General features: G+C 60.0%; 11 protein-coding genes. 2 read left to right on the top strand and 9 right to left on the bottom strand.

Features of this window, described 5'->3' with window-relative positions:
* Positions 1-33: 33 nt before the first annotated feature.
* The 8 genes from ACFWYE_RS25415 to ACFWYE_RS25380 form a co-directional block, all read right to left on the bottom strand.
* Entirely contained in the window at positions 34-963 is a 930-nt protein-coding gene (locus tag ACFWYE_RS25415; RefSeq protein WP_379114980.1) for a glycosyltransferase, read from the bottom strand.
* Positions 964-1,501: 538 nt separating this feature from the next.
* Entirely contained in the window at positions 1,502-1,717 is a 216-nt protein-coding gene (locus ACFWYE_RS25410; RefSeq protein WP_379067411.1) for a hypothetical protein, read from the bottom strand.
* 634 nt (positions 1,718-2,351) lie between these two features.
* Positions 2,352-3,071, bottom strand: coding sequence for a FadR/GntR family transcriptional regulator (locus ACFWYE_RS25405; protein ID WP_379114979.1), 720 nt, complete (start codon positions 3,069-3,071; stop codon positions 2,352-2,354).
* Between the two features lie 43 nt (positions 3,072-3,114).
* On the bottom strand, positions 3,115-4,023 hold the full coding sequence (locus ACFWYE_RS25400) for a dihydrodipicolinate synthase family protein (RefSeq protein WP_379114978.1): 909 nt from the start codon (positions 4,021-4,023) through the stop codon (positions 3,115-3,117).
* A gap of 8 nt (positions 4,024-4,031) precedes the next feature.
* Complete coding sequence (araD, locus tag ACFWYE_RS25395; protein ID WP_379114977.1) at positions 4,032-5,744, bottom strand: L-arabinonate dehydratase; 1,713 nt, start codon at positions 5,742-5,744, stop codon at positions 4,032-4,034.
* Positions 5,745-5,781: 37 nt separating this feature from the next.
* A complete protein-coding gene (locus tag ACFWYE_RS25390; RefSeq protein WP_379114976.1) occupies positions 5,782-6,606 on the bottom strand; it encodes a carbohydrate ABC transporter permease in 825 nt (274 codons plus the stop codon).
* The gene (locus ACFWYE_RS25385; protein ID WP_379114975.1) at positions 6,603-7,481 is read right to left on the bottom strand and encodes a carbohydrate ABC transporter permease; all 879 of its coding nucleotides are present in this window, start codon (positions 7,479-7,481) and stop codon (positions 6,603-6,605) included. Before ACFWYE_RS25385 ends, ACFWYE_RS25390 begins: the two co-directional genes overlap by 4 nt.
* Before the next feature lie 84 nt (positions 7,482-7,565).
* Positions 7,566-8,963 carry an extracellular solute-binding protein gene (locus ACFWYE_RS25380; protein ID WP_379114974.1) on the bottom strand — a complete coding sequence of 466 codons (1,398 nt, stop codon included), beginning with the start codon at positions 8,961-8,963 and terminating at the stop codon, positions 7,566-7,568.
* Positions 8,964-9,073: 110 nt separating this feature from the next.
* Here ACFWYE_RS25380 and ACFWYE_RS25375 point away from each other — a divergent pair, with 110 nt between their 5' ends.
* Both ACFWYE_RS25375 and ACFWYE_RS25370 read left to right on the top strand, forming a co-directional pair.
* The gene (locus tag ACFWYE_RS25375; protein ID WP_379114973.1) at positions 9,074-10,135 is read left to right on the top strand and encodes an ABC transporter ATP-binding protein; all 1,062 of its coding nucleotides are present in this window, start codon (positions 9,074-9,076) and stop codon (positions 10,133-10,135) included.
* 3 nt (positions 10,136-10,138) lie between these two features.
* A complete protein-coding gene (locus ACFWYE_RS25370; RefSeq protein ID WP_379114972.1) occupies positions 10,139-11,758 on the top strand; it encodes a GMC family oxidoreductase in 1,620 nt (539 codons plus the stop codon).
* Positions 11,759-11,783: 25 nt separating this feature from the next.
* Here ACFWYE_RS25370 and dgoD read toward each other — a convergent pair whose 3' ends face one another.
* Entirely contained in the window at positions 11,784-12,932 is a 1,149-nt protein-coding gene (gene dgoD / locus ACFWYE_RS25365) for a galactonate dehydratase (RefSeq protein ID WP_379114971.1), read from the bottom strand.
* Positions 12,933-12,940 lie beyond the last annotated feature (8 nt).

The following is a 12,940-nucleotide window of genomic DNA, read 5'->3' as shown; positions in this document are numbered from 1 at the left end:
AGAGCGACAGCCAAACGTGTGTCCCGCGAGCAGTCACTCGCCTGTCAGAAGCTCTCGCCACTTCTCCAAGAAGCGCTCTTTCGACGCGCGTGCGGCAACCTCGCGCAGTCGGAGGCTTGTCTCCGCCTTTTCGGCCGGTGTCCGTGAAAGGGCGTGCCGCATAGCTCGTCCGATTGCAGCCCTGTCCTTGGGCGGCACTTGCAAGCAAGCACCCTCAACTGCTTCCACCAACGCACTCTGTTCGGAGACAATGGGCAACAGGCCCATATAGGCAGCCTCCAACGCCGGCATGCCAAACCCTTCAAGCAGGCTTGGGAGAACGAACGCTTCTGCGTGCGCGTAGAGCCAGCGCAACTGGCTATCCGGCACATATCCCGGCATCACAACGCCAGGCACCGATTTCGCAAACTCGATGATCTTGTCGCGGCCTTCGCCGCGCGAACCGCACAACACGTATCTGACGCCCTGCTGGTGGAAACCGCCATCCCGAAATGCCTCAAGCGCGGCGATCTGGTTCTTGCGGGTTTCGAAGGCGCCAACCGTCAGGAAGAAAACGCCATCGAGCCCGGGAAGCGCTTCAAGGGGGCCTTCAAACAGTCCCGCGCGCACGTACAGCGGGATCGTGGTCAAGAACCGGAAGTTCACTCCATGGATTGAACTGAAACCGTTGCGCGACCAGTCACTGACAAAAACAATGGCCGGCCTATGCCTGCTAATTTTCTCGTATGCGGCACGATAATTCTCGACGGTCTTCGCATCGTAAAGGTAGCTGTGGCTCAATGGGCCGACGTCATGGCAAAGGACGATATCCTTTTCGGTCAGCTCCGATCTCAGTACAAAAAGTGGATCGAGGAAGATCCGCGTGCTTTCCTTGTTGGCTTTGGAGCCAATCAAGCATCGCCGACTGTCTCCAAGCCAGTTGATTTCCATCATCATCAACCGGGCAGCGATCTTGCGGGCCAAGCCTTCGGGAGCCCTGGAACCAAGTCGCCAGTACCGAACCCGCGCGTGTTGCGGTACGAACTCCTGACAAAGGTCCCTGGCGATGTGCCAGGCCCCAGTTCTGTTCAATATTGACAACGAATTTTCAAAAAGCGGGCGTTCAGCGGCTGAAGCCGCGAACAGATCCGAACGACCCAGTCGTGCTCTTGCCGGAGGACTTTGCCGTCTTTCGCTATCCAGCAAACCGTTCACCCGATTGCAGTTCTCGGACTGTCGACGGCTTTCATTCAATACCCAACTGTATCGGGAAATCGTCGTCTGAACGCCAAAAGCCTATCGATTGGTTGGTTTTCCTGTCAACGGAACTGTGGGGGAGGAGGATCGCCAAAAAGAACAGGTCGGCATTAAGCTTATTGGATGGTTCGGTTGCGTTCGTCGACAAGCAGGACAAGACGATTCTCCCGAATGAACCGCATTGGACAATGGACGGCGACCGCGCCAGTGGCAGCCGCGGCGATCAACGCGGGCAGACTGGGACCGATTCAGCCACCAGCTCGGATCAGGACGTCGGGCCGTCCGCGAGCAAATCCAGCATCTCGCTGCGCGAAAACCGCATTGTGTAGCGGTAGAGTGATTTATTGTCGTAAAGACAGCCGGCGCAGAAGCGCAGCTGGACGTCATCACCGTCGACGTCCACCTCGATCAGGTTAAGTGGCTGTTCAAGGATTGTCTTCTCGAGTCCCGGTCGCTTTGCCGGTCCAATCTTTATGTTCATGACGAGTTGCCCCTGCCGACCCAAACAATGTGACTGGACGAATGGGGCTCAACGCACCCCACCTCTAACAAATGTTGCCATTTGCGTCCAACCCAGGCCGGATGAACTGCCCCGTTTTGAATGAGGCCCACGTACATCTGGGGCGATGTAAGAACAACAGGATAGCCATTCGTCGGCCTGATCTCCAGCCCTGTTGGGTTACTCCAAAAGAGGTAGTAGACGATCCGCTTGGCACGCGATTGGGGCCAGGCTTCGAAGCGACGGCTTCACGCCCGAATTGCCTGGGAGATTGGCGCTCCGAAGGTGGCTTCACCTGCAGGCTTGGTCGGCGGCGGTTTCGATTGACACCGGGCGACAGCTTGACCTGTACTTCAGAAGTGGACCAAAAAATCGTTGGAGCAACGACATTGCCCATTCGATTCCTGATGGTCACTTTCCATCCGCAAAGCCCGGTTCGAGCGCATCCAACCTCTGCATTTGACCTGTCCTTCTCAGCGAACCGGCGGGGAGATCGTCTTTCGAAGCTGTGATTGGCAGGCGCAACATGAATTGGCGGACTGCTTATCTCGTGTACCGTCAATGAATGTCTGTTTTCGCAGCTGTTGTTTCCGGGACGGGCACGTCTCGGAGATACTCAATTTTGGTCTTTTGCCATTTGTCCGAAGTTCCGCTCATAGGTATCGGAAATTAGCTTTTCAGCCGCCTTGGTCGCTTTGACAGGATCGCGCTGCTCGATAGCTTTCACGATTGCCTCGTGCATGCCGAGCGCATGGCCCATACCACCGAATCTGGTGAAGGTCTTCGGGACACTGATCGTCAGTGCCGCACGGATGACTGAACCGACAGGCGTGAGGAATCGGTTGTGCGCAGCCTGGATGATACCCAGGTGGAAGGTGATGTCGGCTTCGATGGCAAGTTTGGGATTGGAATGATCCTGCGCCATTGTCGCTAGTGCTGCGCGAAGTTGGGCAAGGTCGCTCTCGGTCGCGCGCCTCGACGCCAACCCGGCGGCAAGCGGTTCGATCGCCGATCTGATTTCGAACAGTTCTTCGGCCAGCGCCTTTTCGTCCTGTTCGCCATGCCATGACATGACCGTGGGATCGAGCGTGTTCCAGAATTCCTGCGCACGAACGCTGGTGCCGATGCGCTGCTTGGCCTCGATGAACCCCTTGCTGGTCAGGATCGTGAGCGCTTCGCGCAGCGTCGTGCGGCTGACCTGGAGCTGGTCCAGCAGGTCTGTTTCCTTGGGCAACTTGTCGCCCGGTCGCAATTCTCCGCGCAAAATGCTGCGTCCCATGCGGGCGGCAATCTGCGCCGGCAAACCTCGCCCGGAAGCCGGAACAGGTTCCATCATGTCGCTCGCCAATGCCATGTCGGCTGTCCCTTTCCGTTGCCCGCTATCCACCTGGCAGCGGGCCGAGTTGTGCCGCGAAACGCTCCACCATCTCAAGCCCGATCTTGTCGGGACGAAGGGCTGGGGCCCGATCGTGGATCGGGATGCCGGCACGAGCACCGAACAGGCGCTTGCCATAGCAGATGAGGTTCTCGATGCCTTGCATGACAAAAACCGCCGCCGGCAACATCGCTCGATACTGTGTCTCCGCATTGTCCTCGTCGCCGCTACGAAAGGCTTCATATGCACGCACTGCGTAGTCGATGCAGTCCGGGGCAAGGATCATACCCCGGCAGCCGGCGCGGAAATTGTCGGTCAACTCCAGTCCGCCCCGGCCGTTGAACACCGGGACGCGGCCCTCTGTGCGCGAGATCAGGCCGGCTATGTCGACGACTGGCCCTTCGCCCTTGACCAGACTGATGTTGGGGTGCTGCCTCACGAGGTCGCGGATTTCGTCAGCGGTCAGTCCGCGTCCGAAGAAAGCCGGGGCATTTTGAATGGCCACCGGTAGATCGGTTGCTTGTGCGACGCGTCCAAAGAAGCGGATGTATTCGGCCGCACCATAGTTGCCCACCGGCGGCGGCTGGAGGATGACCCAATCCGCGCCGACGCCTTCGGCATGGCGGATCTGGGCGATCTGCTCGCCAACCGAGGCGCCGAAGATGGTGAAGGCGAGCGGCACTCTTGCGCCGGTGTCCTCTGCGACCCAGTCCATCAATGTACGGCGTTCCGCCTCCGTGAGTTTCGAGACTTCCGTGGCGAGCCCCAGCGCCGCCATGCCGTGTGCCCCGGCCCCAAGGCAAAGTTCCACCTGCCTGCTTATCGCGGTTCGGTCCAACCGCTCCTCGCCATCGAACAACGCGTAGACGATGGCGTGAATGCCATGGAAATTGTCGGCGTCGAATTTGCGCATCTGGTGCCTCAATGGCTTTCGCGCGGGACGGCGTGGCCGCGACAACCAACCAGGAAATCGAGATCCGCGCCGCGATCCGCCTGCAAGACGTGCTCGACATAAAGACCCTGATAGCCACTCGACATGGCGGGAATGGGTGCTTCCCATTCCGCGCGCCGCCGCTGCAGTTCTTCGTCCGAAACGTCGAGGTGAAGCCTGCGTGCTTCCACGTCAAGCTCGATGACGTCACCACTTTGTACCAGCGCCAAGGGCCCCCCGATGGCTGCTTCCGGCGTTGTATGCAGCACCACCGTGCCAAAGGCGGTGCCGGACATGCGCGCATCCGAGATGCGCACCATGTCGCGTACGCCTTTTTGCAGAAGCTTCCGTGGCAATGCCATATTTCCGACTTCGGCCATGCCCGGATAGCCTTTCGGGCCGCAATTCTTCAGCACCATGATGCAGCTCTCGTCGATGTCGAGTGTCGGATCGTCGATGGTGGCCTTGTAGTGGTCGATGTCTTCGAACACGACTGCCCGACCCCGGTGTCGCATCAGTTCCGGCGAAGCGGCGGAAGGCTTGATGATCGCCCCATCGGGAGCCAGGTTGCCACGCAGAACAGCGATTCCACCATGTTGTGTCAGGGCTTGATGCTTCGGCCGGATGACCTGGGGGTTATAGTTCTTCGCCTCGGTGAGCTCATCGCGCAAAGTTCTGCCGGTTATCGTCAGCGCGTCGACATGAAGGAGATCGGCAATCTCCTTCATCACGGCGGGGACGCCACCGGCGTAGCAGAAATCCTCCATCAGGAAGCGTCCCGAAGGCATAAGATCGACGATGGTGGGCACGTCGCGGCCCAGTCTGTCCCAATCGTCAAGCGTGACGTCCACGCCGACACGTCCGGCGATTGCAAGAAGATGAACGACGGCATTGGTCGAGCCGCCGATAGCGCCGTTGACCCGGATCGCGTTCTCGAAGGCTTTCTTCGTCAGGACCTGCGACAGTTGCAAATCTTCCTCCACCATTTCAACGATGCGGCGGCCACTCATCCGCGCCAGCCGGGCTCGATGGGCATCCACGGCGGGGTAGGCGGCGTTGCCCGGCAAGGCTATGCCGAGTGCTTCGACAATCGAGGCCATGGTCGAGGCCGTGCCCATGGTCATGCAGTGACCGGGGGAGCGCGACATCGCATTTTCGGCCTGGGCAAACTCGCGCTCGCTCATGATGCCGGCGCGCACGTCTTCGGAAAACTTCCACACATCCGTGCCAGAGCCGATTTCCCGGCCGCGGAAGCGGCCGTTGAGCATCGGCCCTCCGGAGACAACGATGGAGGGCAGGTCGCAGGAGGCAGCACCCATGATGAGGGACGGTGTGGTCTTGTCGCAGCCGGCCATCAGCACCACCCCATCCATCGGATTGCCGCGGATCGCCTCCTCGACGTCCATGGAGGCGAGATTGCGGAACAGCATGGCGGTCGGGCGCAGGTTGGATTCCCCGCAGGAGAACACGGGGAACTCCAACGGCAGGCCGCCCGCTTCGAGCACGCCTGCCTTGATGTGTTCGACAAGCCCTCGGAAATGCGCATTGCAAGGGGTGAATTCGGAGAAGGTATTGCAGATACCGATCACGGGCCGGCCGTCGAACGCATCGTCTGGCAGACCATTGTTCTTCATCCAGCTGCGATGGATGAAAGCATCCTTGCCAAGCCCTCCAAACCAATGCTGCGAGCGCAGTTTTGTCATTTTGCGAACTCCAATCTTGTCTGCATGCGATCGGAGCTCACTTGACGGCCCCCATGGTCAGGCCGCGGATCAGCTGTTTCTGGAAGACCAGAACGAACACCAGTACGGGAACCAGCAACACGATCGAAGCGGCGGACAATTCGCCCCAGCGGACCTGCTGGTAGCCGACGAAGGCATAAAGACCCAGAGGCACTGTCCGAACGTCGTTGCCGCCGAGAACCAGTGCAAAGAGGAACTCGTTCCAGGAAAACAGGAATGCCAGGATCGCCACGGCAGCAATTCCGGGGAGGACGACGGGAAGGCAGATATGGGAGAAGGCCTGGAAATATGTCGCGCCGTCGACGGCTGCCGCCTCTTCCAGTTCATCTGGCAGGTCCTCGAAGAAACCCTTCATCAGCCAGACGACGATGGAAAGGTTGATCGCCACATGAGCGACTATGAGGCCGGCATGCGTGCCGATAAGCCCCGTCTTCACATACATCACGAAGAATGGGATCAGCACCGCGACCGGCGGCGTCATGCGGGTGGTCAGGATCCAGAAGCCATAGTCGGCGTTGGCGCGAAACCGGTACCGTGCCAGCACATAGGCTGCCGGAAGCCCGATCAGCAAGGCAAGCGCCGTCGAGACGAGCGCTACGATGGCGCTGTTGGCAAAGTATGTCCAGATTGCAGGATCGGACAGAACCGTGATGTAGTTGTCGGGGATCGGAGCGAACAGGAATTTGGGCCGCCGCGCCATGGCATCGACTTCTGTTTTCAGGGACATCATCGCCAGCCAGTAGATGGGGAACAGGCACCAAAGGGCGAAGGCCGACAACACCAGGCGGCGCGCGAAAGGTATGAAGGAACGCGTCGCTTTCATAACGCTGCCCTCGGCACGAACATACGCATGCGACGGAGGAAAACCTGCGCGGCAACGATGGTTATGGCCAGCATGACGATCGCGATGGCGGCGGCATAACCCATGGAGAGAAACTCGATGCCCTGTTTGTACGCCAGCAGGTTCAGCGTCCTGGTTGCAACGCCCGGCCCTCCGCCCGTCAGCACGAAGATGATGTCGAAGGTCTTGAAGGCGTCGATGGCGCGAAAGACGATGGCGACGCCGAGATAGGGGAGAAGCGCCGGCAGGGTATGATGGAAGAACACCTGGGTCTCGGTCGCGCCATCGATCCTGGCGGCCTGCAGAGGTTCTTCGTCCATCGCCGCGAGCCCGCCTGCCGCAATCAGCAGCATGAATGGTGCCCATTGCCAGGTATCGACGATCAGCAGCGATGTCATGGCCATCGCCGGCGTGCCGAGCCAGTCCTGAGCCGGCAGGCCAATGAGCTTCAGCAGGTAGTTGAACACACCCAGTGACGGGTTGAACATCATGCGGAACGTGAAGACGGCGGCGACGGGTGTGATCGCCATGGGCAGAAGATAGATCGCCCGCAGCAGTGGAACGGCTCGGGTTTCGTGGTGCAGGAAGGTGGCTATCGCCACGCCGAGCGTGAGCTGGATGGCGACTGCAAGCACGGTGAACAATGCCGTTGCGCGCAATGCCGTCCAGAATTCTTCTGCCTGCAGGAGTTTGAAATAGTTCTGCAACCCGGCAAATGCCAGCGAATCCGGTGTCACGAGCGAATAGTTGCTGAGGCTCATGGCGACGGACGCGATGAAGGGAAAGATGGTGAGGCCGAGCAGCAGCACTGTCGTCGGCGTCAGCATGAGAATGATGAAACGCGTACGCGCGCCCATTTCTAGATCACGTCCTGTTTTGGCAGTTGCGCCATGTCACAGGCGCAACTCGTCTCAATCGATCTCTCGCGCCAGTTGTTGGCCTCATAGTCCCAGCGCCTGGCGAACCTTGCCGTCGGCATCGCCAAAGGCTTTGGCGGCATCCTTGCTGCCGGTCACGACCTCGTTGACGGCGATCCCGACCGCATCGAGAATTTCAGGAGCTTTCGGGTGGAACCAGGCGGCCTTGAACAAATCGCCGTCGGCGGCCTGCAGGTTCTTCAATGCGGCATCTGCGGCTTGAGCGCCGAAGCGGTCACGAAAAGCCGATGTCTGCCAGGCTGAGCTGCGCGGTGTTGCCAGACCCGCAGCCGCGGTCAGGGTCGATGTGGGCTTCGACGTTGCCCACATGAGGAATAGCCAGGCCGCATCCTTGTTGGCGGATTTCGCGTTGATGCCGGCCATCCAGTGCCACATGTTCGGTTTGGCGGTTTTGCCGGCAGGGGCCGGCAAGACGCCGAACAGCGTGTTTCCAGCAACGGTGCTTTTCGACTTGTCTTCGATATCGGTGGCGAAGTTCGAGGAATCGCAGCCGATCGCCACGGCACCCTGCATGAAGTCGTTCAGGCATTCCATCCAATGGTAGCTGGCGATGCCGACCGGTCCTGCTTCGCGGAGCAGTTTGCCATACATCTCGAGTCCGGCGATCGATTCCGGCATCGTGAGGCCGGACTTGCCGTCCTTTGTCACATAGGCGCCGCCATAGGAGAAAACGAAACCTGCCAGCGTCCAGGGCGCCGCGTCGCCTGTCGGCTTTGCCCGCATGGCTATGCCGGCCACATCTTCACTTTTCAACGTGACAGCAAGCTTGAGCAGATCGTCCATCGAGTCGGGTGCGGCAAGAGCTTTCGCATCCAGCATGGACTTGTTCATGAACAGGGTTTGCGCCTCGGCGGTGATGGCGAGGCCGTAGGACGCGTCGTCACTCCATTTTTCGAAGCTGCGGGCTGACGAGAAGATGTCTGGCTCATCGTACCAGGCCGCATCGAAGAGGGAGGCATCGCCTCTGAATGCATCGAGAGGCTGCAGCCATTTCGCCGAGATGGCCTGGCCAAGGGCCCAGATCATGAAGACGTCTGGTGTGCCGCTGCCGCCGCCCAGCTTCACCGGCATGGAGGCAGCGAATTCCGTTTCCGATTGTTTCTCGACTTTGACTTCGATCCCGGTCAGTTGCGTGAAGAGCGGGATCAGGGGCACGATCGCATGCATCCAAACATGCTCCAGGCCACCCAACACGATCGTCTGGCCTTTGTATTTCTGCCAGTCCACCTTCGCGCCAGCATAGAGCTTGAGCAGTTCGGCGGTGTTTTCCTGGGCATGGACCGGAAGCCCCGAGCGTAGAGCGATCACACCGCCCGCGGCCAATATCGAACTCGCGCGCAGGAACGAGCGACGGTCCACCGCGAGGTGCAGTCCTCCCGTCGGCATTTTCATCTTGTCCATCACATCCTCCCAGTGGACCGGCGCCATGCCGGCAACAAGATCAACTCATGTCTTGAATACTCATATTATCGGAGTTATTAATGGTCAAGACGGAATGAAGGAGAGGACATTTGGTCGACGTCGAACTGTCCAATGTGGGAAAAAGCTGGGGCGCGGTGCAGGTCATCCGCCATCTCGATCTTCACGTGAAGGACGAGGAATTCCTTGTGTTGCTCGGTCCCTCCGGCTGCGGAAAGACCACGACCATGCGCATGATCGCGGGTCTTGAGGATGTGACCTCTGGTGACATCCGCATTGGTGGCCAGTCAGTCGTGGGCAAGCTGGCGCGTGAGCGCGACATTGCCATGGTGTTCCAGAATTATGGGCTCTATCCGCATATGAGCGTGGCCGACAACATCGGCTATCCGCTGCGGCTGCGCAAAGTCCGGCCCGATGAGCGCCAGGAGCGCGTCAGGTCGGCCGCGCGCAGGGTCCATCTCGAGGAACTGCTCGAGCGTAAGCCGCGTGCCTTGTCTGGCGGGCAGCGCCAGCGCGTCGCACTGGCGCGCGCGATCGTGCGCACTCCGCGTCTGTTCATGCTCGATGAGCCGCTGTCCAATCTCGATGCGAAGCTGCGTGTTTCGATGCGCACGGAACTCAAGCATCTGCATCACGAAATGAGAACGACGACGATTTACGTCACGCATGACCAGATCGAGGCGATGACGCTGGCAACACGCGTCGCCGTCATGCAGGGTGGCCGCATCGTCCAGCTCGATACGCCTGAAAACATCTACAACGATCCTTCGGAATTGTTCGTCGCCGCATTCATCGGTTCACCACCGATGAACCTGCTGCGCGGAACGATGTCGGATGGAAAGTTCCGCAGTGCAGGATTCGAAATAGTCGCGCTGCCGGCATCGGTTGGTGGAGATGTCACGATGGGCATTCGCCCGGACGATGTTGCGCTCGTCGGCAGTTCGGATGGCGCCGACATGGTTGCAACGGTATTCGCGACCGAATTCGTTGGCCAGAATACCCTGGTTTCGATCAAGGCGGGCGACAGTCTCTTCTGTGCGGTGGCTGACGCCAATCGGAAAGTGAAGATCGGCGAGACGGTCTTCCTGACGCTGGGACGCGACCGGATCTTTTTCTTCGAAACTGCAGATGGAAAGCGGCTGCGTCCGAGTTGAGCCATGGCCATGAAGCGCTACGACTACATCATCGTCGGTGGTGGCAGTTCCGGCTGCGTCGCGGCCTGGCGCCTGGTGGAAGAATTCGGTGCCAGCGTGCTGCTTCTGGAGGCCGGGATACGGCGCATGAGCCCACTGATGCACATGCCTGCCGGCTACATGAAGTATCTGGGGCGCGACACCTATCTCGACATGCACCATATGGTACCGCAACCGCAACTCGATGGAAGAAGCACGATCGTACCGCAAGCGAGGGTTCTCGGCGGCGGTTCTTCAGTGAACGCCATGGTATACATGCGCGGACAGGCGGCCGATTACGACAACTGGGCTGACATGCTGGGCACGGGCCACGACTGGTCGTGGGCCGATATGCTCAATCATTTCAAGGCGCTCGAAAACAATGACCATCTCGGCGCTCCCGCTCACGGCAATTCCGGTCCGCTCAGCGTATCGGCACCGTTCCATCACTGCGCGATGACGGACGCTTTTGTCGCCGCGGTTCAGAATGCCGGTGAGCCTTTCACCCCCGATTTCAACGGCGGCCGGCAGCGTGGTGTCGGATACATGCAGTCGACGATCGGACCGGATCGTCGCCGCTGCAGCGCAGCGGATGCTTTTCTGTCGCGTGTTCTGCAAGATTCCAAGTTGGAGGTGCGCACGCAAATCAGGGTCGACCGTGTGCTTGTCGAAGCCGGGAGGGCAATGGGTGTCGAGTTCCGTCGCGGTGGTCAGGTCGAACGCGTTCATGCCGATCGCGGCGTCATCCTGGCTGCTGGTGCATTCAACACGCCAAAGCTGTTGATGCTGTCAGGGGTTGGCGCGGCCGATCATCTGCGCTCGCTTGAAATCAAGCCAATCTGTGACCTGCCCGGTGTCGGAAGAAACCTGCAGGACCATTGCGAGGTACCCCTCATCTTCAGGAGCAACGGCCGCTACGGCTATTTCGGCGAAGATCGTGGCTGGCCGATGATCCGCAACGGACTGCAGTATCTGCTGTTCGGTTCCGGCCCGGTCGCGTCGATCGGTGTCGAAGCCTGCGCCTTCGTCAATCCCGACGATGCTGAAGCCGATGCAACACTCAAGATCTACTGCGTTCCAACCGTCTACGTCGATCGCGATATCTCCGGCGTCGAGCCTTGCGATGGCCTGACAATGACCTGTTGTCTCCTGCGACCGCATTCGCGCGGGACCGTGACGTTGCGCTCGAACAAACCAGATGCCATGCCGCTAATCGATGGTGGTTTCCTGCGCGATCCCCGTGACATGGAAACGATGATCAAGGGGTTGAGGGTGGCGCGGTCCTTTGCACGCCAGGAGCCGTTGACCGGCCTGCTAGAGCAAGAAATCGTTCCGGGTAGCGGGGCCGCCGAAGATCCGCTTTTGCGTGCCCATGCCAAACGAATGGTCAAGACAAATTACCATCCGGTCGGAACCTGCCGGATGGGAGCCGAGGACGATTCCTCGGCAGTCGTCGACCCGGCGTCCATGGCTGTCCATGGGGTGAGGGGACTGTACGCGATTGATTGCTCGGTGATGCCGACAATCGTCAGTGGAAACACCAATGCGCCGGCCATGGCGATCGCTCACAAGGCTGCCGGCCTGATCCACGAGGCTCGGGTCTAGCGCCTGTCGAGAAGCGCTCCGCTCATCACCACTCGGCGAAGGATCCATCGGCATGGCGCCAGACCGGATTGCGCCAGCGATGGCCTTCCCGGGCGCGTTCCCTGACATAGTCCTCATCGATTTCGACGCCCAGTCCGGGGCCATCGGGAATGGCGACGAAGCCTTTGTCGTAGCGAAAGACGTCCTTGTTCTTGGCGTAGTCGAGCAGGTCGTTGGCCTTGTTGTAATGGATGCCGAGGCTCTGTTCCTGGATGAAGCAGTTGTAGCTCACCGCGTCGAGTTGCAGGCAGGCGGCCAGCGCAATCGGCCCAAGCGGACAATGCGGAGCCACCGCAATATCGTAGGCTTCGGCCATGGCGGCGATCTTGCGGCATTCAGTGATGCCGCCTGCGTGTGACAGGTCCGGCTGGATGATGTCTACGGCGCCTTCCTCGAACACATGCTTGAAGTCCCAACGACTGTAGAGGCGTTCGCCGAGTGCGATCGGGGCAGACGACATGGCGGCGATTTCCTTCAGAGCCTCGCGGTTCTCGCTCAACACGGGCTCTTCGATGAACATCAGCCGATAGGGCTCCAATTCCTTGACAAGTGCCTTGGCCATGGGTCGATGCACGCGACCATGGAAATCGACAGCGATGCCGACATGCGGCCCGACGGCTTCGCGCACCGTCGCCACGCGTTCAACCGCGGCGTCGATGCGGTCGTGGCTGTCGACGATCTGCAATTCTTCCGTGCCGTTCATCTTGAGTGCGGTGAACCCACGGGAGACGACCTGTCTGGCGCCATCCGCGACCTCCGAAGGCCGGTCGCCGCCTATCCAGGAATAGACCTTGATGCTGTCGCGGCAGCGCCCGCCCAGGAGCTCATGCACCGGCACACCGAGTGCCTTGCCTTTGATGTCCCAGAGCGCCTGGTCGATGCCGGCGATGGCGCTCATCAGGATGGGGCCGCCGCGATAGAAACCGCCGCGATGCATCACGGACCAATGATCCTCGATCAGGCGTGGATCCTTGCCGACGAGATAGTCCGCCAGCTCCTTCACGGCGGCTTCGACAGTAAGCGCGCGCCCCTCGACGACTGGCTCACCCCAGCCACTGATGCCTTCGTCGGTTTCGATCTTCAGGAACAGCCAGCGCGGTGGCACGATATAGGTGGTGAGGGTGGTGATCTTCATCTTGTCGG

The organism is Mesorhizobium sp. NPDC059025 (genome assembly GCF_042739655.1).
Taxonomy (GTDB): domain Bacteria; phylum Pseudomonadota; class Alphaproteobacteria; order Rhizobiales; family Rhizobiaceae; genus Mesorhizobium.
The sequence above is the reverse complement of the archived record's forward strand: the minus strand, read 5'-3'. Positions and strand labels throughout refer to the sequence as shown.